The sequence below is a fragment of the Alkalihalobacillus pseudalcaliphilus genome (assembly GCF_028610675.1).
In the GTDB taxonomy this organism is placed as follows: Bacteria; Bacillota; Bacilli; order Bacillales; family Bacillaceae_D; genus Alkalihalobacillus; species Alkalihalobacillus pseudalcaliphilus.
On record NZ_JAQQWS010000001.1, the window covers coordinates 731,049 to 749,373 of the forward strand.

Annotated in this window: 21 protein-coding genes and 1 riboswitch; of the genes, 3 read left to right on the plus strand and 18 right to left on the minus strand. The window is 38.1% G+C overall.

Features of this window, described 5'->3' with window-relative positions:
- Window positions 1–109: 109 nt before the first annotated feature.
- A riboswitch (Lysine riboswitch) is annotated at window positions 110–286 on the minus strand.
- An 84-nt stretch (window positions 287–370) separates the two neighbouring features.
- The 7 genes from PQ479_RS03520 to PQ479_RS03550 all read right to left on the minus strand — a co-directional run bounded on the left by PQ479_RS03520 (window position 371) and on the right by PQ479_RS03550 (window position 6,567).
- Window positions 371–1,861 (minus strand): spore germination protein, encoded by a 1,491-nt coding sequence (locus PQ479_RS03520; RefSeq protein WP_047988992.1) that lies wholly within the window; start codon window positions 1,859–1,861, stop codon window positions 371–373.
- On the minus strand, window positions 1,839–2,420 hold the full coding sequence (gene spoVAEA, locus PQ479_RS03525; RefSeq protein ID WP_047988991.1) for a stage V sporulation protein SpoVABEA: 582 nt from the start codon (window positions 2,418–2,420) through the stop codon (window positions 1,839–1,841). The genes PQ479_RS03520 and spoVAEA overlap by 23 nt, the downstream gene beginning before the upstream one ends.
- 6 nt (window positions 2,421–2,426) lie before the next feature.
- Window positions 2,427–2,777 carry a stage V sporulation protein AE gene (spoVAE, locus tag PQ479_RS03530; RefSeq protein ID WP_047988990.1) on the minus strand — a complete coding sequence of 117 codons (351 nt, stop codon included), beginning with the start codon at window positions 2,775–2,777 and terminating at the stop codon, window positions 2,427–2,429.
- On the minus strand, window positions 2,777–3,772 hold the full coding sequence (gene spoVAD / locus PQ479_RS03535; protein WP_047988989.1) for a stage V sporulation protein AD: 996 nt from the start codon (window positions 3,770–3,772) through the stop codon (window positions 2,777–2,779). Before spoVAD ends, spoVAE begins: the two co-directional genes overlap by 1 nt.
- A gap of 21 nt (window positions 3,773–3,793) precedes the next feature.
- Entirely contained in the window at window positions 3,794–4,258 is a 465-nt protein-coding gene (gene spoVAC, locus PQ479_RS03540) for a stage V sporulation protein AC (RefSeq protein WP_047988988.1), read from the minus strand.
- 166 nt (window positions 4,259–4,424) lie between these two features.
- The gene (locus PQ479_RS03545; protein WP_047988987.1) at window positions 4,425–5,651 is read right to left on the minus strand and encodes an ABC transporter permease; all 1,227 of its coding nucleotides are present in this window, start codon (window positions 5,649–5,651) and stop codon (window positions 4,425–4,427) included.
- A complete protein-coding gene (locus tag PQ479_RS03550) occupies window positions 5,641–6,567 on the minus strand; it encodes an ABC transporter ATP-binding protein (protein ID WP_047988986.1) in 927 nt (308 codons plus the stop codon). Before PQ479_RS03550 ends, PQ479_RS03545 begins: the two co-directional genes overlap by 11 nt.
- A 432-nt stretch (window positions 6,568–6,999) precedes the next feature.
- Between PQ479_RS03550 and PQ479_RS03555 the strand changes: the two genes are divergently transcribed.
- Complete coding sequence (locus PQ479_RS03555; protein ID WP_273716758.1) at window positions 7,000–7,359, plus strand: hypothetical protein; 360 nt, start codon at window positions 7,000–7,002, stop codon at window positions 7,357–7,359.
- Window positions 7,360–7,506: 147 nt separating this feature from the next.
- Here PQ479_RS03555 and sigF read toward each other — a convergent pair whose 3' ends face one another.
- From sigF to PQ479_RS03575, 4 genes are all read right to left on the minus strand, one after another.
- A complete protein-coding gene (sigF, locus tag PQ479_RS03560) occupies window positions 7,507–8,280 on the minus strand; it encodes an RNA polymerase sporulation sigma factor SigF (RefSeq protein WP_047988985.1) in 774 nt (257 codons plus the stop codon).
- 12 nt (window positions 8,281–8,292) lie between these two features.
- Window positions 8,293–8,721 carry an anti-sigma F factor gene (gene spoIIAB, locus PQ479_RS03565; protein WP_047989577.1) on the minus strand — a complete coding sequence of 143 codons (429 nt, stop codon included), beginning with the start codon at window positions 8,719–8,721 and terminating at the stop codon, window positions 8,293–8,295.
- A 15-nt stretch (window positions 8,722–8,736) separates the two neighbouring features.
- On the minus strand, window positions 8,737–9,087 hold the full coding sequence (spoIIAA, locus tag PQ479_RS03570; protein WP_047988984.1) for an anti-sigma F factor antagonist: 351 nt from the start codon (window positions 9,085–9,087) through the stop codon (window positions 8,737–8,739).
- Window positions 9,088–9,205: 118 nt separating this feature from the next.
- Window positions 9,206–10,372 (minus strand): D-alanyl-D-alanine carboxypeptidase family protein, encoded by a 1,167-nt coding sequence (locus PQ479_RS03575; protein WP_047988983.1) that lies wholly within the window; start codon window positions 10,370–10,372, stop codon window positions 9,206–9,208.
- A gap of 527 nt (window positions 10,373–10,899) precedes the next feature.
- Between PQ479_RS03575 and PQ479_RS03580 the strand changes: the two genes are divergently transcribed.
- Window positions 10,900–11,232, plus strand: coding sequence for a heme oxygenase (locus PQ479_RS03580; protein WP_047988982.1), 333 nt, complete (start codon window positions 10,900–10,902; stop codon window positions 11,230–11,232).
- A gap of 185 nt (window positions 11,233–11,417) precedes the next feature.
- Here the strand turns inward: PQ479_RS03580 and PQ479_RS03585 are convergent, their stop codons facing one another.
- Complete coding sequence (locus tag PQ479_RS03585; RefSeq protein WP_047988981.1) at window positions 11,418–11,840, minus strand: organic hydroperoxide resistance protein; 423 nt, start codon at window positions 11,838–11,840, stop codon at window positions 11,418–11,420.
- A 365-nt stretch (window positions 11,841–12,205) separates the two neighbouring features.
- On the opposite strand from PQ479_RS03585, the gene PQ479_RS03590 reads away from it, so the two are divergent.
- The gene (locus tag PQ479_RS03590) at window positions 12,206–12,655 is read left to right on the plus strand and encodes a GNAT family N-acetyltransferase (protein ID WP_047988980.1); all 450 of its coding nucleotides are present in this window, start codon (window positions 12,206–12,208) and stop codon (window positions 12,653–12,655) included.
- Window positions 12,656–13,104: 449 nt separating this feature from the next.
- Here PQ479_RS03590 and PQ479_RS03595 read toward each other — a convergent pair whose 3' ends face one another.
- The 6 genes from PQ479_RS03595 to fur all read right to left on the minus strand — a co-directional run bounded on the left by PQ479_RS03595 (window position 13,105) and on the right by fur (window position 18,309).
- Window positions 13,105–14,409, minus strand: a complete 1,305-nt coding sequence (locus tag PQ479_RS03595) for a pyrimidine-nucleoside phosphorylase (protein WP_273716760.1) — start codon at window positions 14,407–14,409, stop codon at window positions 13,105–13,107.
- A 21-nt stretch (window positions 14,410–14,430) separates the two neighbouring features.
- A complete protein-coding gene (locus PQ479_RS03600; protein ID WP_047988979.1) occupies window positions 14,431–15,237 on the minus strand; it encodes a purine-nucleoside phosphorylase in 807 nt (268 codons plus the stop codon).
- 15 nt (window positions 15,238–15,252) lie between these two features.
- Window positions 15,253–16,431: a phosphopentomutase gene (gene deoB, locus PQ479_RS03605; protein WP_047988978.1), complete on the minus strand. Its 1,179-nt coding sequence runs from the start codon at window positions 16,429–16,431 to the stop codon at window positions 15,253–15,255.
- Between the two features lie 118 nt (window positions 16,432–16,549).
- Window positions 16,550–17,440: a site-specific tyrosine recombinase XerD gene (gene xerD / locus PQ479_RS03610; protein WP_047988977.1), complete on the minus strand. Its 891-nt coding sequence runs from the start codon at window positions 17,438–17,440 to the stop codon at window positions 16,550–16,552.
- Window positions 17,441–17,455: 15 nt separating this feature from the next.
- On the minus strand, window positions 17,456–17,686 hold the full coding sequence (locus PQ479_RS03615; RefSeq protein ID WP_047988976.1) for a YqzK family protein: 231 nt from the start codon (window positions 17,684–17,686) through the stop codon (window positions 17,456–17,458).
- 137 nt (window positions 17,687–17,823) lie between these two features.
- Window positions 17,824–18,309 carry a ferric iron uptake transcriptional regulator gene (fur, locus tag PQ479_RS03620; RefSeq protein ID WP_047988975.1) on the minus strand — a complete coding sequence of 162 codons (486 nt, stop codon included), beginning with the start codon at window positions 18,307–18,309 and terminating at the stop codon, window positions 17,824–17,826.
- Window positions 18,310–18,325 lie beyond the last annotated feature (16 nt).

Below are 18,325 nucleotides of genomic sequence, written 5' to 3' on the forward strand. Positions count from 1 at the left end.
GTTCTCTCTATATAATCAACACATCACGACTGGATTGTTCATTTCTGTTAAAAGGTAAAAGAAAAAACAGCTAGTGTTACCTAGCTGTTCGCCGACGTAACCCCACTAAAAAATGAATAGTCCTCCACTGATTCCTCAGTGACAGTGCGTTATTTCTTCAATAACACCCCAGCTCTACATAATGTGGTACATATGTAGGCTTCGGCAAGTCGACCTTTCTACTCATATCTATGCGTTCCACCCGCTCCATAAGTATACTGATTCTTCCTGCGCCTCTACCCCACTTTTACATGAGGTTCATGAAATTGTTGCTCTAACTTTACCATAATCATACGCCGTTCGCAACACCAACATGCCTCATATATGTAGACTATTCATTTTTTAAATCCTGTTTAACAGGATCCTGTGGATTTACAATACTTGGACGCCAACGCATCGATGGAACATTGGCTCTAATTAAGATTTGCCATAATGCCGGTGGGTCAAAAGGAATAAATGGCCAAAAATAAGGCTTGTTAAATGGTTTTATTGCCGTCAAACAGAAGATTAGTATTAACGTTCCCACAACAAAACCAGGAACTTTAAATATCCCAACTAATAAGACAAGGGCAATTCGAATGATTCGCAAAGCCACCCCTAGTTCATGACTAGGTGTAGCAAACATACCAATAGCACCTAAAGCGACATACAAGATAACTTCTGTTGTAAAATAACCTACCTCAATCGCCATTTCACCTATTAATAAAGCTGCGACCAAGCCAAGGGCTGTGGCTAATGGTGAAGGTGTATGAACAGCCGCCATCCTCAGTAGCTCAATCCCAAATTCAGCAAATAAGATTTGTAAAAGAATCGGGATATTATTCGTCTCCTCAGGACCAATGAAATCTAGAGCTGCAGGTAATAAAGTAGGTTCAATAACGAGCAACAACCAAAAAGGAATGATAAATAAAGACGTTGCAATTCCGATTGTTCGTACCCAGCGTAAAAATGATCCGACTGCAGGTGCTTGCCTATATTCCTCCGCATGCTGTATGTGATGAAAGAAAGTGGTCGGTGTAATAATGACACTTGGAGATGTATCAACCATAATCACAACATGACCTTCTAATAAATGGGTTGCCGCTACATCTGGCCTCTCCGTATAACGAACAAGAGGAAATGGATCATAACCTTGTTTAACAATGTACTCTTCAATCACCTTATCGGCCATCGTTAGTCCGTCTATTTCAATCGAATCTAACTCTTTTCTAATAATATCAACTAGGTCAGGATCGGCAATACCATCTATATAAGAAATACAAATATCTGTTTTAGAGCGTACGCCGACTTGAGTAATTTCATGTCGTAAACGCTCATCTCGAATCCTTCTTCGCACTAAGGCCGTATTCATGATGATATTTTCAGTAAAACCATCACGTGCACCACGAACGACACGTTCTGTGTCTGGTTCCTCAGGTCCACGCCCAGGATATTGACGAACATCGATAATAAATGCTTGATCATATCCTTCAACGATAATAAATATTAATCCCGAAAGCATTTGTTTAATCGCATTATTGACTTCTCTCGTCTCTTCGACTTGGACATGTGTGAGATGGTTTTTTATAGCACCAAATACATCTGAAGATTTTCGGTTCCTAGCGCCTAGATCCATTAATTCTTTCATAATCTCAATGATATATAAGTTATCAGTAAGACCTGTTACATAATAAATCCCAATCCGATGATCTAGGATTTCTAACTCACGAACACCGATATCGAAAGAAATATCTAGCTTTAGCCGTTCTTCTAGATAGGCAATATTGTCTCGATAGCTCTTATAAAATAGCGGTTCATCCTTATAATCTCTTTTTTTTGTCAAGGTTACCACTCCTTTCTAAAATAATTTGTACTGCTTGCATTGTGATCGGGGCACCTTTTTTCACATCATCAAAACCTCCCATTTTACCTATATCACCAATGCCTACGACTACTGGTATCTCAAATTCATCAAGAATATATAAAGTATCTCCGTTAATTCTGCCAATTTCTAAGTCTGGGAAACCATTTTTATCGACTCCATACTCGGTTAAATGGCCAAAACGGTCTATAGAAATATCAACTTTGGCCCACTCCTTACTATGTGTCGCAGATGCTACAGCAATTGCTCCAATGACTTGGATCATAGGCTCATCGTACACAATCCTCATCGCATGTTCACCAAGCCCCTCATATCTTGAGCCACAATCATCAAACATGACAAAAACTGGGTTTTTATCTGCTTGTAAGATTAATTCAATTAATTCTTGCCCTGTTAAATGCGTTGGATTTCCTGCGGATTGAGCTATACAAAGTCCACCTATTTTATTGGCTACATATTGAATCGTTTTTAATGCAGCCGCGTCCCCATCGGTAACTACAATTACTTGCTTTTGCTCCAAACACCATTACCCCCTCGCCTTAAAAAATATAGCAGCTAAAAAACTAAATAAGATAGCAGAAGAGAGACCACCAGATGTAACCTCAAACATCCCCATACCTATTCCAATAAACCCTTCTCTGCCACCCTCTTGCATCGCTCCATGAACGAAAGAATGCCCAAAACTAGTTATCGGTAAAATAGCCCCTGCCCCGCCAAAATCAATAATTCGGTCATAAAGATGAAATCCATCTAACATGGCACCAAGTGTTACTAATACACATAATGTATGAATCGGTGATAAGCGAACGAGATCCAGTAAAGCTTGTCCTAAGAAACAAATCACACCACCAACTATAAAAGCTGCGAGATATTCCATTACATGTCCTCTCTTTCAAAGGCAACCGCATGGGCAATCGTCGGAATCGACTGCTTTTGATAAATCATAAAAGGGTTTAATAAAGAGCCCGTTGCAACAACGAGAACTTTTTTAAATACACCTTTCCTCATCAATTTAAATACATGACCAAACGTTACGACAGCACAACATGCTGCTCCACTTCCACCTGCATTGACGGCTTGATCGGTATAATAAATCATCGTGCCACAATCATCATACGTATGTGAAAGCTTTATTTCCTCTTCTTCCAATAGCTTATGCAAAATCCCAGATCCTACACGTGCCAAATCACCCGTCAAAATACAATCATAATCTCCAACAGACGTTTTCGTATTGTCTAAGTGACTTTTAATCGTTGCAGCCGCTGCTGGGGCCATCGTCGCTCCAAACTGAAACGGGTTTTTCATATCATAATCGACGACTGCACCAATCGTTGCTGCTGAAATTTTTATGTTCGTCTTTTTCTGACTCAATATACATGCTCCTGCTCCAGTAACTGTGTATGAGGCCGTTTCCTGCCTTTGATAGCCAAATTCATTTGGATAGCGAAATTGTCTCTCACTAGCAGCATGATGACTACTCGTAGCTAGTAAAATTGAATGGGCAAAGCCACCATCAATCATCATTGCTCCAATCGCCACCGCCTCCATTACAGTTGCACATGCTGAAAAAACCCCCAGATAAGGGATAGCTAATTTTCTTGCATTATAGTTAGAAGTAATCATCTGATTAAGTAAATCTCCAGCAATGAAAATATCAATGTCTTCTTGTTTCCTATTTGCTTTTTTTAACGCATGTGTAATTGCATCTTCCATGAGCTTTCTTTCTGCTAGCTCCCAAGACTCTTCGCCACAATATAAATCTTGATAGGTTTGGTCAAATGATTCCGAAAGAGGGCCTGCCGCTTCTTTTGGACCAGCAACGGTGCCGCTTGATTCTACATAAATCCCATTTTGAAACGTCCACGTTTTCATGACCGACCATACCCCTTCTAACTAATGAATAATGTAGTGTATTATTAAACGAACAAGCCCTACCAAATAAGAAGACAAAACCCCAATTGCAATAATGGCTCCGGTTAATTTGAACATATGAGCTCCAATACCATAGACAAGCCCTTCACTTTTATATTCTAATGCTGCACTGGTCATCGCATTCATAAAACCGGTAACAGGAATTAACGTACCGGCTCCAGCAAATTGTGCGATTTTATCAAACCAACCAATTCCTGTGATTATCGCTGTTAAAAGGATAAAAGTTGACATCATTAATGCCCTTGCCTCTATTTCATTAATGTCCAAAAAGAGGAGGTATAGATTACTAAGCCATTGACCAAAAACACATAATATACCGCCCACAACAAACGCTTTGATACCTCGATTAAAAAAGCCACGCTTAGGCTGATATAGCTCGATATTTTTATGATATTGATTGACTTTTTTCAAATCTTGTTCAGCCATCGCTTCTCTAACCTCCGTATTTTCCGTACTACTCTCGACTTTGATAGTATGTGACAAGGTCATATTTTCATTCGGAATAGAATTGATTTCCACAGATTAATGGCACAAAAAAAGCTTGCCAAGGCTTCACATTTTTCTGAAGCACTGACAAGCTAGAAAATTCTTATTAACTTTCTCGCATCCACTTGAGTATTTCTTTTGGTGTAGCATTTTTACCATACATAAGAATTCCTGTCTTAAATACTTTTCCAGCTAATTTGATGAATAACCAAATCGTTACAAAAAGGATTAGCATTGAAATAATCACTTCAATCCACGGCCACTCTTCAAGCATCGATAAACGTATAATCAAGACACCCGGGGCGGTTAGCGGAAAATAACTTCCAATTTGGGCGATTAACCCTTCAGGATCAGAAAGAATTGGACCTAATAAAATGAACGGTAACCATGGTATCATAAAAATAATCCCTTGAAAGTTGCTAGTTGAGCTTACTTCATCTACCGTTGCTCCTATCCCAACAAATATAGCAGCAAATAATAAATAACCTGCAACAGCGATTAATACAAGTACAAGTAATTCTGGAACAAATAAATAGCTCAATAATGGAAAGTCAACATACCATGTTAAGAATGGCAGAATAATCGCTATCCAACTCGCAACCTGTATGACACCTAATACAAAGTATCCAATAATTTTACCTTGCATGAGCTCATGGGGTGTGATTGATGACAAAATCATTTCAGACACTTTTTCTTTCTTCTCTTGTGAGGCACTTGTAAATATCATCATGCCAGTAATCACAACTGAAAATAGAATAACACCCGCAAATATTCCGGGAACAAGCCTTTCTAAAAAGGAGAAAGCCCCTCCTGCTTCTTCAGCCTGATCTGTTTCCGACTCAGCTTGTGCGATAAATGACACAGGCATACTCGCTATTTCAATTTCATCATTTTCGAACCCAAACAATTCTAACTGTGCTTGTTTGACAAACGGCTGTATCGCTTGAAGCTGGTGTAGATCAGTTTCTGATAAATCCTCACTCAGATATGTTGGAATTTGACCGGACCTTATATGTTCTTCTTGAAATGAGACCATAACGCTATTTTCCTTATCATCTAAAAAAGCGGCCGACGGCGTCTCTGTCGTTAATTCTACATCCCAATCTAATGAATCTGCTAAACCTGTAGAGTCAATTGTTGACCACACCTCTAGTGGATCCTCCACATATAAAGTTAAAGAATTTTGGTCGGTTTCACCACCTGAATTAAATAACATCGGAATGGAGAAAAATAATATAAATAAAAGCGGTGTTGATAATATGGAAATGATAAATGATTTATTTCGTAAGTTACGTTTTATTTCCCATTTAGCTACTTTCATACTATTTTTCATATACATACCCTCCTTTAAGACGATCAGAAGCAATATCAATAAAGATTTCGTGTAAGGAAATTCGATCAATTTTTAGTTCCTGTATATCTAATTCAGAAGGTATTAGTCGAATCCATTTATTCACATCGACATCGTTTTCTAAAAAGAGAGTTGCCCTATCACCTGTTTGCTCCACTCTTACAACATGAGCTATTTTTTCTAGAGCATTCTTTTCGTTCACACCTTGAATCGTACATTTAAAGTTAGCAAATTTCCTTTTCACATCATCTAATGTTCCATAGATGACTTTGCGGCCTTTATTGATCATAAATAAGCGGTCACACAACTCTTCAACGATATTCATTTGATGTGAGGATAATAGGATCGCTGTTCCTTGATCAGCTAGTGCTTTTATTTCCTTCTTAAATAGATCTTGGCTGACAGGATCTAACCCTGAAAATGGTTCATCCAAAATTAAGAGCTCTGGCTCATGAATAATCGAAGCGATAAATTGTACTTTTTGTGCCATTCCTTTTGATAGTTCTTCAATAGAACTTTTATCTTTGCCTTCTAATCCTAATTTCTCCAACAACTCTAACGCTCTTGTTTTCGCCTTATGTAATGGATAATCTTTTAAATCGGCAAAATATAATAATAAATCAATGACTTTGACACTTTTATAGAGTCCTCTTTCTTCAGGTAAGTAGCCTATTTTTTCTCTTGGGACATGGCGTACTTCTTTCCCTTCGTACAAAATCTTCCCTTCTTCTGTATACATGATCCCTAATATGCTACGAATAGATGTTGACTTTCCTGCCCCGTTAGGTCCTAGGATTGCCATAATTTCACCCTTTTGGACTTCAAAGCCGATGTCTTCAATGACTTTTTTATCCTTAAATGATTTTCCTAGTCCTTCGACCTTTAGAATTGCAACCATTCTTTATTTCCTCCTTTGTTTTGATTCAACCCACCCTTATGCTTACGTATAATAGCAGCTTTAGGTTTCATAAGTTTTATATAAAAGTTACTTATGGGCGATAGTTTGTGCCCTGAAGTTAGCTCGTCATCCATCTCGAGATAAATGACCTTAGCAGGAAAGTGCTCTCTGTTTGTTCAGGCCGACTCCTGATGGTGATCGAGTTGTATACGTGCCAACAGTTTGAACAGTCGCCACTACTTTCATCTTTGTTGGTGGCGAAGTGAATGGGGCTTCGCCATGTGGGTTTTTGTATGAAAGTTAGTGCGAACATGGAGCGTTACTCGTCGCTACCGAAAATTATGCTTCGCTAGGGTACGACTAATTCTTAATTTCAAGAGCTCATTGTGACATCATGCCGCTTTTTCAGCACGCAACCCCGAGATTCCTTGTTTGCTCGGGCTTGCTACTCCTTTTTCAGCCCGCAACCCCGAGATTCAGCGTTTGCTCGGGCTTGCTACTCCTTTTTTCGCTCGCAACCCCGAGATTCCTTGTTTGCTCGGGGCTGCTACTCCTTTTTCAGCACGCAACCCCGAGATTCCGTGTTTGCTCGGGCTTGCTACTCCTTTTTTCGCTCACAACCCCGAGATTCCGTGTTTGCTCGGGCTTGCTACTCCTTTTTTCGCTCGCAACCCCGAGATTCCGTGTTTGCTCGGGCTTGCTACTCCTTTTTTCGCTCGCAACCCCGAGATTCTCCGTTTGCTCGGGCTTTCTTCCGCTTTTTGTTATTTAATCGTTTTTGCACATTATTAGATTAGCATTTATATTACTCACCTTTATTACTCACCTTCTTCCTTATAATAACTGACACGTTCGGGAGGTTAGTTTATGTTCTCGTTACATAAGAAAAAGCCATTTATCTATGTTCATTTCAACAAAGTAAATGGCTTTTCCTTCTATTTATATTCCTTCAGCTTCTTCACTCATGACCACTTTCATCTGTTCGAGAATCTTTTTTTCTAATCGAGATACTTGCACTTGTGATATACCTAAACGTTCGGCAACCTCTGATTGGGTTTGATCCTTATAATAACGTAAGTATACGATTAATCTCTCTCTTTCATCTAAATCTCGAATCGCTTCTTTAAGAGCTATTTTATCGAACCAGCGGGTTTCTGATTGATCAGCGATTTGATCTAACAACGTTATCGGGTCGCCGTCATTTTCATAAACCGTTTCATGTATAGATGTTAATGATTTACTGGCTTCACCAGCAAATACCACTTCCTCAGGTGGAATCTCTAGATGTTCGGCAATTTCATTGACGGTTGGTACTCGACCTAAATTTTTTGTTAAATCATCCTTCACCTTACGAATCTTGTTGCCTAGCTCTTTAATCGAGCGACTTACTTTAACTGTACCGTCGTCTCGTAAGAAGCGTTGAATCTCACCAATAATCATAGGAACCGCATAGGTAGAAAATTTAACATCATAAGATAAATCAAACTTATCAACCGATTTAATTAATCCAATGCAACCAATTTGAAATAAGTCATCAGCGTCGTATCCTCTATTCATAAACCGTTGTACGACCGACCAAACTAACCGAGTGTTCCGATTAACAATCGTATCCCTTGCTTCTTGATCTCCAGCTTGACTTCTTTCAATTAACTCTTTTACTTCCTTATCCGACAATTGAGCCTTCTTTTTTGTTTGCTTCACATCTACATCCATATCCTGGCCTCTTTAATTAAAAATTGCTTTACTTTTAGTAAGGTGCTTTTTTAAATAAATCGAGGTTCCAATCATCGGCTCAGAGTTAATTTTCATTTCATCCATAAAATTTTCCATAATCGTAAAACCCATTCCTGAGCGCTCCAACTCAGGCTTCGTTGTATAAAGTGGCTGTTTCGCCTCTTCAATATCCGTGATACCCATACCTTCATCACGAATCGTTAATTCAATTGTTTGGTCATCAATAATGGCGTGAATATAAACCATACCATCTGGATTATTATCATAGCCATGAATAATAGAATTGGTGACTGCCTCGGAAACGACCGTTTTTAATTCTGTCATCTCATCCATGGTTGGATCCAGTTGAGCGATAAAGGCACCCACCGTCACGCGTGCAAATGCTTCGTTTTCACTACGAGCGGAAAATCGAATCTCCATTTCATTTCTAGCCACTTACGCCACCCCCAAAGTTTCAAGTGCAAATTGCTCATTTTCTTCTAAGCGAATGATTTTAAACAAACCAGACATTTCGAATAAGCGTTTAACAGATGGTGAAATCGCACAAACGACCATTTCGCCACCAAGACTTTTTATTTGCTTATATCTGCCTAAGATAACGCCAAGTCCAGAGCTGTCCATAAATGTTAATTGCTTTAGACTTAATACAATATGTTTAATATTTGTTTGTTTAAGCTTGTCCTCCACTTTTGTGCGTAATAACTCAGCTGTATGGTGATCCAATTCTCCTTCAAGACGAATGAGTAGAACATGATCTTTATGTTCTAAATCAATGACTAAACTCATCTGACCATCTCCCTTTTCCTTAACTTTTATTTACTAGAGAGTAGTTCGTCTTTTTCGCTTTATATCCCTTCTCGTCTGACAAAACTAGATTCATTTCGAAAAAACTAGTGCAAAATAGTTAGTTTCCTGCGAAATTCGATAAAACTCGTTTAAATAATTGCCACCAAGAGGCACTATCGACATCTTCTCCTGACACAAGGTTAGACTCACTTAAAACCTTGCCGTCCTTCTCCAAAATTAATAACCCCACAACATCACCTTTTTTGATCGGCGCTCGTAATTCTTCTTGCCATTCGATTCTTTCCGTGACGTCATCAACAGACTCACCTTTTTTTGTTAATAAAGAAACCGACTCACTCGTTAAGACAGGAATTGTTTTTTTAGAACCTTTCTTTATTGGGATTTCTTTAATGATATATTCTCTTTCATACATTGGATGTGTCATATATTGACTAAATGAATAGTCTAACATTTCAGTAATTTGTGCATTTCGATCTTTTGGTGTTGGTGCCCCCATTATGATCGTAATCACTCTCATCCCATTTTTTTCAGCGGTTGCTGTCAAACAATACATCGCCTCACGAGTAAAGCCTGTTTTAAGGCCATCTACTCCTGGATAAAATTTGACGAGCTTATTTGTATTAACTAACCAAAATTCCTTATCCGTACCTTTACGTAAATAATCTTCATAAATACTCGTGAAATTTGTAATATCCTCATATTTAAGTAACTCTTTGGAGATTATGGCTAAATCATGAGCCGTCGTGTAATGGTTAGCAGCTGGTAATCCGTTAGAATTAATAAAATTTGTATTAATTAATCCTAATTCATTTGCCTTTTCATTCATCATTTTTACAAACTCATCTTCGGTTCCCGCGATATGCTCAGCCATTGCAACAGATGCGTCATTACCCGATGCCACAGCGATCGCTTTTAACATATCAGTAACCGTCATTTCTTCTCCTGGCTCTAAAAATACTTGTGAACCACCCATTGAAGCAGCGTTTTCACTCGTTCGAACTAAATCTTCGTATTTAAGGGCCCCTTTGTCTATTTGTTCCATAATAAGTAGCATGGTCATGATTTTTGTCATACTGGCTGGCGGCAACTTTTCTTGGCTATTTTTCTCAAATAAAACTTGCCCCGTATCGCGTTCGATGACAATGGCTGAAGATGACTTCTCTGCCAATTTCACTGCTGATTCTTCTTCCTTTGCAAAGGTTAATGGTGCGTGAATGAAGCTAAATAACATCGTAAAAATAAGTAATGTTTTTAATGTTTTCATAGTGGTCCTCCCATTCATCTTCCTGATTTAGGCTCATGTAATTAGTCATAGTAACTCCCATCTAGTTTTTCCAGTTAAGCAGTTTCCTATACGATATTTTGAGGGGTTTGTATTTTATATGAAAGTTGATGCTGATGCTCATGTGCGGAGCTTTGCTCACCGCTAAAGAAAATCATGCTCCGCTAGGTTTCTGCAAATTCTCAAGTTCACAACACAATCTAACACCATTCATTTAGAAAAAAACTAATTGAATGAAGTGCCAACAGGTAAAGAGTGATGACTGTGCCAGTTCGTTCAGCGCCACCCCGCAGGACGCGGAGCATAATTTTCGGTAGCGGCAAATAGAACTCCGCACCTAATCATTAGCATAACTTTCATACAAAACACTTGAATCTGATTGGTATTTGTTTCTTTATTGACTTCTATGTAAAACTATCGCTTTACTCAATAAAAATATCAATTGTTCGCTTTTTTATCTTTGATTTTGATAGAATGATTTTAATGAGACATTAAGGAGGTATAACAGCATGTATATTGTAACGAATCGAATTAAAATGAAAAAAGGATTTGCAGAAAAGCTAGCTCCTAACTTCACAAAGCCAGGCCCGCTTCAAGATATGAAAGGTTTTATTAAAGTAGAAACTACGATTAGAGAAAATATAGAAGAGCATGATGAGCTTAGTGTCAACATGTATTGGGAAGAATTAACTGACTTTGAAGCGTGGAAAACAAGCGATGCTTTTAAACAAGCTCACGCCAAACCAAAATCAGATGAGAAGAAAGAAAAAAGCGACTCACCCATGCTTAGTAGTGAAGTCATAATTGTTAAAGTAGCAACAACGATAGAAGCGAACTCCTAATAATTAGGACACATACATTCCGTTATTACGATCAAATTAGGTAGGGAATTAGAGTTTCGTATGACACGAAGTGCTAAGACATAAAAAAACACCCCCAAAAGAAATAGAACTCCTATTTCATTCGGGGGTATTTTATTATTATCATAGCCAATAACTACTAACTCTCCACTGGCTTGTACACGTCTTTATTTTGTATAAACTTTTAATGTAACTTCAACATTATCTCGAGTTGCTTTTGAATACGGGCAGAATTCGTGAGCTTTGTGCACTAACTCTGTTGCCTCATCATTAGAAACACCTTGAAGCGTCGCATGTAAAGTAACAGCTAACTTAAATCCGCTGTCGATTTCATCTTTAACAAGGCTAACCTCTGCTTCAATTTCAGATTCGATTTCTTTTTTCGCTTTACTTGCCATTAGGTTTAAAGCGCCATCAAAGCAAGCTGCATATCCCGCTGCGAATAATTGCTCAGGATTTGTCGCATCCGAAACAGTCTCCCCATTTTTAGGCATCTTTAAAGGCAAATCGATAACACCTGTATCCGATTTAACGTGTCCTTCACGTCCACCTACTGCTTTTGCTTTTGCTGTTAAAATGATATCTGCCATTGTTAAAAACTCCTTCCTTATTTAAAACACTCTATAAACTATTCACTTTTTTAAGGCAAATTAAACACCTTTCTATAATAATTCGCCAAAAAAATAAGACATCCTTCTAAAATAAAAGATGTGCTCTGTAAATCTCAGGAAACTTTTTTATGTTCATTACCTTTTACGTTATTTACACAAAATGGATTGTGTGAGATGCTTTTAATGAACCAAAAAACTGATAAGTGACTACTCCCTCTTTTTTTACTGAACAAGTGGGCTGCTGCTCTGCACTTGTTCCCATGGAGCATGTGGCCGTTTTCGTCCATATAAATAAAACGGTTAATACATTTGAAACATACATATAACAAAAAGGAGAATTCAGCTTGGAATTTAAACGAATAGCAAAAAGTGATGTAATCAAATGTACGGAAACATTTATTGAAGTATTTAATGATGAGCCTTGGAATGATGAATGGACATTTGCTCAGGCTCAAAAATATTTAGTGAGCTTTTACCAGACACCTGGTTTTATAGGGGTTTTAGCGGTAGAAAACGAGGAAATTCTTGGCTTTATATTTGGCGTAAATAAAGCATGGTGGAGCGGAGATGAATTTTTCATCAATGAAATGTGTGTAAAAACAAAATATCAAAATAGAGGCATTGGTAAAGCCATGTTGAATTATCTAACAAAAGAACTTCATAACAATCATATTAACAACATGACACTTCTCACAGATAGAGGCATACCGGCCGAAGAATTTTATAAGAAAAATGGTTTTGAAGAAATAGAAAGAATCATTTTCTTACATAAAAACATCAAACTAAAGATTTAGAGTGTGCCCAAACGTGAACCAAGCTCATGAAAAGAAATAACAAACAGAATAAAAGACATTAATCTCTTGAACTGGTGGCAGTTCGTTTAATTTGGTTTAGCTTCTTTATTCGATCGCTTTTGATTCACTTTGTTTTTTTATTCTTATTCATTTCAACCATTTTTGTAAGAATCATTCTAAACTTGAGCATGAGCAGTAACCTAGCGGACGAAAATATGCGGAGACTCCCACGGGACGTAGTGACAGAGAGTTTTATATTCTTGATTTCCTAAATTTATATGGAAGTCTAAGTTTTTTCATCCTCATGATCCAGGCTATATATTTTTAGGACGCTAACTCAGTCACGTAATAAGGATTTGAATAATTCCCTAATATGAAACCCCATCTAAGCCTCGTTTGTTTACGAGACTAAGAGGGGGTTTTTTAATCACTCATCTACGTATTAAAAGTTACTTCTCAATCGTTTCATAAATTAGCGTTTGCTCTTGTACCGGATCTGCGTTTAATTGGTACGCACGTAAAATAAGATTTTTTACCTCGTCGACCTGCTCTTTCGAACAATGCAAGGTGACAAGTGCTTCACCTTCGTTCACATGGTCACCGATTTTTTTCTGTAAAACGACTCCTACAGACAAATCAATTTGGTCTTCCTTCGTTTCTCTTCCCGCACCAAGTTTCATTGCTGCATTTCCAATTAGGTGTGCCTCAATAGCATGGACATATCCACTTTTTGAAGACGCTACCTCAATCTGGTATTTCGCTCCTAGCATTTGCTCTGGTTCATCCACAACACGAGGATCGCCACCTTGTGCTTCAATAAATGCTTTTAACGTTTCTAAAGCTTGCCCATTATCGATAACCTCTTGTAATTGAACTCGTGCCTCTTGAATCGAAGGAGCTTTTTGAGCCAAATACACCATATAACTACCTAAAGTTAAACAAAGCTCATGAAGATCTTTTGGCCCTTTCCCTTTTAAAACCTCAATCGCTTCCTTCACTTCTAAAGCATTCCCCACACTTTGGCCGAGTGGCTGATTCATATCAGAAATAATCGCCATCGTTCTTCGTCCAAGCTTGTTGCCGATTTCGACCATAGCCTCTGCCAGTTCCTTCGCTTGCTCGACATCTTTCATAAAAGCACCTGAACCCACTTTAACATCTAATACGATAGCATCTGCACCAGAAGCGATTTTTTTACTCATAACAGAACTAGCGATAAGTGGTATTGAGTTAACCGTTGCCGTCACATCACGTAAGCTATATAACAACTTATCTGCCGGTGCTAAATTACTTGTTTGCCCGACTACCGCGACTTTATGCTTATTAACTTGAGCGGTAAAAGCATTATTATCTAATTCAATCGAAAAGCCAGGAATCGCCTCGAGCTTATCCAACGTTCCTCCAGTATGTCCCAAACCTCTCCCTGACATTTTTGCAACAGGTACTCCTAAAGCTGCCACAAGTGGCGCTAAGGCAATCGTTGTTTTATCACCAACACCACCTGTTGAATGTTTATCAACCTTGATGCCATCTATTGATGATAGATCAATCGTCTCACCTGAATGAACCATCGCCATCGTTAAATCAGCTCGTTCTTCCGCCGTCATATCTTGGAAAAAGATTGCCATCGCTATAGCTGAGATTTGATAGTCTGGTATCTCCCCATTCGTATAACCCGAAATAAACCATTCAATCTCTTCTTTTGATAAAGCTAATCCATCTCTTTTTTTCTCAATCAAATCGACCATTCTCATTAGAGCACCTCCATTGGAATGTTATATGTTTTCAACCGTTGCTTTTACTAGTTGCAAGAAGTTTGCTTTGACTTTCTCCGTTGTCTCAATGACTTCATCATGGGATAAAGGTTGTGGTAAAATTCCTGCTGCCATATTGGAAATACAAGAAATACCTAATACCTTAATATTGGCATGTCTGGCAACAATAACTTCTGGTACGGTTGACATTCCAACAGCATCACCACCTAAAGTACGAATCATGCGTACTTCTGCAGGTGTCTCATAGCAAGGGCCAGTATTTCCTACATATACTCCTTGTTGAAGCTTTAATTGATGTTTTTCGGCTACATCCATAGCAATCGACATTAACTTTTTAGAATAAGCTTCAGACATATCAGGGAATCGAACACCTTGCCCTTCATCATGCGACCCAATTAATGGATTAGTCCCCATTTGATTAATGTGGTCAGTGATTAGCATCAAATCACCTGCTTGAAATTCCGTATTCACACCTCCGGCAGCATTTGTCACAATTAAAACCTCTACGCCAAGCTCTTTCATAACACGGACAGGGTATGTAACTTCTTTCATTGAATATCCTTCATAAAAATGAAAACGGCCTTGCATCGCAACAACTTGTTTTCCATTTAAATGCCCAAATACGAGTTGACCTGCATGACCACTTACTGTAGACACAGGAAAATGCGGGATGTCTTGATATGGTACTTTGATTGGATCTTCAATTTCATCAGCTAATACACCCAAACCAGAGCCAAGAATTAACCCAACCTTTGGTGTTTTTTGATATTTTTCTTTAATAAAATTAACGGTTTCAACAATATTCACGTTATCTTCCCCCTTCTAAATATCCTTTAAAAAACTATGTCCGAATGCCGGTAGTTGAACATGAAAATTATCCGCAACCGTCGCACCAATGTCAGCAAACGTTGATTTAATCCCTAAATTTTGTCCACTTGTTTGTCCTTTTGTATGCGTAATTAAAGGTACATACTCTCTCGTATGGTCAGTTCCTTTAAACGTCGGATCATTACCATGGTCAGCGGTAATAATTAATAGATCATTCTCCTTAAGCTTTAATAAAACATCGGCAAGCTGCCTATCAAATTGCTCTAATGCTTTACCATAACCGAGCGGATCACGTCTATGACCATACTTGGCGTCAAAATCAACTAAATTCAAAAAAGCTAATCCATGAAAATCTCGGTCCATTAAATCAATTAGTTTGTTCATGCCATCGTCATTTGAAATCGTACGAATTGATTCAGTAATACCTTCTCCATCATAAATATCCGATATTTTCCCTAAAGCAATCGAATCTAAATCGGCATCTTTTAATTCATTCATAACTGTTCTACCAAATGGCTTCAAGGCATAGTCATGACGGTTAGCCGTTCTTTCCCAAGCACCCACTTGACCAATAAAAGGTCTTGCAATAATTCGCCCTACCATATAAGGATGCTGCAATGTCATGGCTCTTGCTTTTTCACAAATGGCATATAACTCCTCTAAAGGAACAACATCCTCATGTGCCGCAATCTGTAAAACAGAATCTGCTGACGTATAAACAATTAAATCCCCAGTTTCCACATGAGCCTGACCTAATTCATCTAAAATTTCTGTTCCTGAAGCAACCGTATTCCCAATTATCTTCCTACCTGTCTCTGCTTCTAATTGTGCAATCAAATCAGGTGGAAAACCATCTGGAAATACCTGAAAAGGCTCTTTTATATGTAAGCCCATAATTTCCCAATGCCCCGTCATCGTATCTTTACCATTTGAAGCTTCCTGCATTTTTCCGTAGTGACCTATTGGCATTTCCGTATTTTTAATACCTTGTATCGGCTCTATATGTCCGAGCCCTAACTTTTCCATATAAGGCATATGTAATCCATTCATTTCTTTCGCAATATGACCTAATGTGTGCGAGCCAACATCACCAAATTTTGCAGCATCTGGTGCCTCACCAATTCCAACAGAATCAAGCACAATCAAAAATACCCGTTCATATGCTTTGCTCATGAGTAATCCCTCCAAAATAATCAAAACTTACCTTTCTATTATACCCATTTTTAGACAAAGATGAACAGGAAAACTCGTCAGAAGTCTGACCTCTTTGTGAAAAAACACCCTTTTGCCATTAAGCTCGAGGATGAAATTGAGAATATACATCTTTTAGTCTCGTTTTAGTAACATGTGTGTAAACTTGCGTAGTAGAGATATCTACATGACCTAACATTTCTTGTACCGCACGTAAATCTGCACCATTTTCTAATAAATGCGTGGCAAATGAATGCCTGAGTGTATGGGGGGAAAGCTCTTTTGTAATCCCTGCTTCTTTAGTTAATTGCTTTAGTATTTTCCAAAACCCTTGTCTTGTCAGTTTTTTACCATAGTGATTAACAAAGATAAAGTCATGTTTATTTTTCTTTAATAATTGCGGACGGGCCTGCTGCATGTACTTTTCAAGTGCACGTATCGCCGTATCACCAATCGGAATAATTCGTTCTTTATTGCCTTTTCCTATACACCGAATAAACCCCATCGATAAATGAATATCATCTAGCGTAAGGTCCATCATCTCAGAAACCCTTATTCCTGTTGCATATAATAGCTCAAGCATTGCCTTATTACGAATTTCAGTCGGCTTTGTCCCATTTGATTGATCGAGTAAAACTTCTACTTCTTCCATTGATAAAACCTTAGGTAATTTCTTTTGTGCCTTTGGCATTTCAATTAAATCAGAAGGATCATGAAGGAGAACTTGCTCTCGAATTTGGTATTGGTGAAAAGCTCTAATGGAAGATAGCATTCGAGCAATCGTAGTATCGGCTCTACCTTCATCTTTTAAAAAATAGAGAAATTGCCTAATTTCCTCTCTCTTTACCGCATCAAATGTATCAATTTGCTCAACATGTATTAAATAATGTTGATAGGCTTTTAAATCTCGTTGATAGGAAGAGATCGTATTTTCACTTAAACCTCTTTCAATTTTCATATAACGGATAAAATCGGTTATTAATGTATCCACCCAAATCGCTCCTAGCTATTCACCTAAACGATAGAACCAAAGCAAACGGTTTTTCATAGAATGCTCTTCACTAGATTCAATCTGAAAAACCTTTACAGCCTTGCCTTGGGGCTCATCATAACGGTGCATACTTTCATACTCTTCACTTATCCATAGAATACCATAATAAAAGAAAACTGTGCATCCCATAAATAAAAGGAATACCTTTAGCGCATGCCAAACCATAGCCACCTTCGATTGAAACATCCAACATCACACTCCTATACCCATAGCGAGAAAAGTCTATAATACAAGCTATGCCAAAAACAAGCGTGATTATACCAAATGTTCACCAAAATAAAAAAGTCTTCTTTTAAATAAAAGAAAGACTTTCTCATCTGAGTTTAGAAGACCGTTTCCGCATTTTGTTCATTCTCCTCATTTTGCTTATCCTTATCATGACAACGATAACAAATCCCGTGGAAAGTTAAACGGTGGTCTTTTATTTTAAAATTAAAATCGCGCTCAACGATTGCCTCAACATCGCCTAATAAATCTTGCTGTATTTCATCAACAGCCCCACATTCAATACAGACTAAATGATGATGAAAATGAGCTGCTCCTTCTTGGCGTAAATCAAATCGAGAAACACCATCACCAAAATTAATTTTATCAACAATTTTTAAGTCAGCAAGAAGCTCCAATGTACGATACACCGTCGCTAAACCTATCTCAGGTGCTTTTTCTTTAACTAGGAGGTATACATCTTCGGCACTCAAATGATCTTCCTCATGCTCTAACAATACACGAACTGTCGCCTCTCTTTGTGGCGTCAGCTTATAACTTTGTGAGTGCAAATGCTTCTTTATTCGCTCTAATCGCTTTTCCATTTCTAAGCCTCCCCAA

Excerpts from the sequence above, each read along its gene's own strand:
- spoVAE (WP_047988990.1), bottom strand. The coding sequence starts at position 2,777 with ATGGAATATCTCGCAGCTTTTATAGTTGGTGGTGTGATTTGTTTCTTA.
- spoVAD (WP_047988989.1), bottom strand. The coding sequence starts at position 3,772 with ATGAAAACGTGGACGTTTCAAAATGGGATTTATGTAGAATCAAGCGGC.
- spoVAC (WP_047988988.1), bottom strand. The coding sequence starts at position 4,258 with ATGGCTGAACAAGATTTGAAAAAAGTCAATCAATATCATAAAAATATC.
- PQ479_RS03545 (WP_047988987.1), bottom strand. The coding sequence starts at position 5,651 with ATGAAAAATAGTATGAAAGTAGCTAAATGGGAAATAAAACGTAACTTA.
- PQ479_RS03550 (WP_047988986.1), bottom strand. The coding sequence starts at position 6,567 with ATGGTTGCAATTCTAAAGGTCGAAGGACTAGGAAAATCATTTAAGGAT.
- sigF (WP_047988985.1), bottom strand. The coding sequence starts at position 8,280 with ATGGATGTAGATGTGAAGCAAACAAAAAAGAAGGCTCAATTGTCGGAT.
- spoIIAB (WP_047989577.1), bottom strand. The coding sequence starts at position 8,721 with ATGGAGATTCGATTTTCCGCTCGTAGTGAAAACGAAGCATTTGCACGC.
- spoIIAA (WP_047988984.1), bottom strand. The coding sequence starts at position 9,087 with ATGAGTTTAGTCATTGATTTAGAACATAAAGATCATGTTCTACTCATT.
- PQ479_RS03575 (WP_047988983.1), bottom strand. The coding sequence starts at position 10,372 with ATGAAAACATTAAAAACATTACTTATTTTTACGATGTTATTTAGCTTC.
- PQ479_RS03580 (WP_047988982.1), top strand. The coding sequence starts at position 10,900 with ATGTATATTGTAACGAATCGAATTAAAATGAAAAAAGGATTTGCAGAA.
- PQ479_RS03585 (WP_047988981.1), bottom strand. The coding sequence starts at position 11,840 with ATGGCAGATATCATTTTAACAGCAAAAGCAAAAGCAGTAGGTGGACGT.
- PQ479_RS03595 (WP_273716760.1), bottom strand. The coding sequence starts at position 14,409 with ATGAGAATGGTCGATTTGATTGAGAAAAAAAGAGATGGATTAGCTTTA.
- deoB (WP_047988978.1), bottom strand. The coding sequence starts at position 16,431 with ATGAGCAAAGCATATGAACGGGTATTTTTGATTGTGCTTGATTCTGTT.
- PQ479_RS03615 (WP_047988976.1), bottom strand. The coding sequence starts at position 17,686 with ATGTTTCAATCGAAGGTGGCTATGGTTTGGCATGCGCTAAAGGTATTC.
- fur (WP_047988975.1), bottom strand. The coding sequence starts at position 18,309 with ATGGAAAAGCGATTAGAGCGAATAAAGAAGCATTTGCACTCACAAAGT.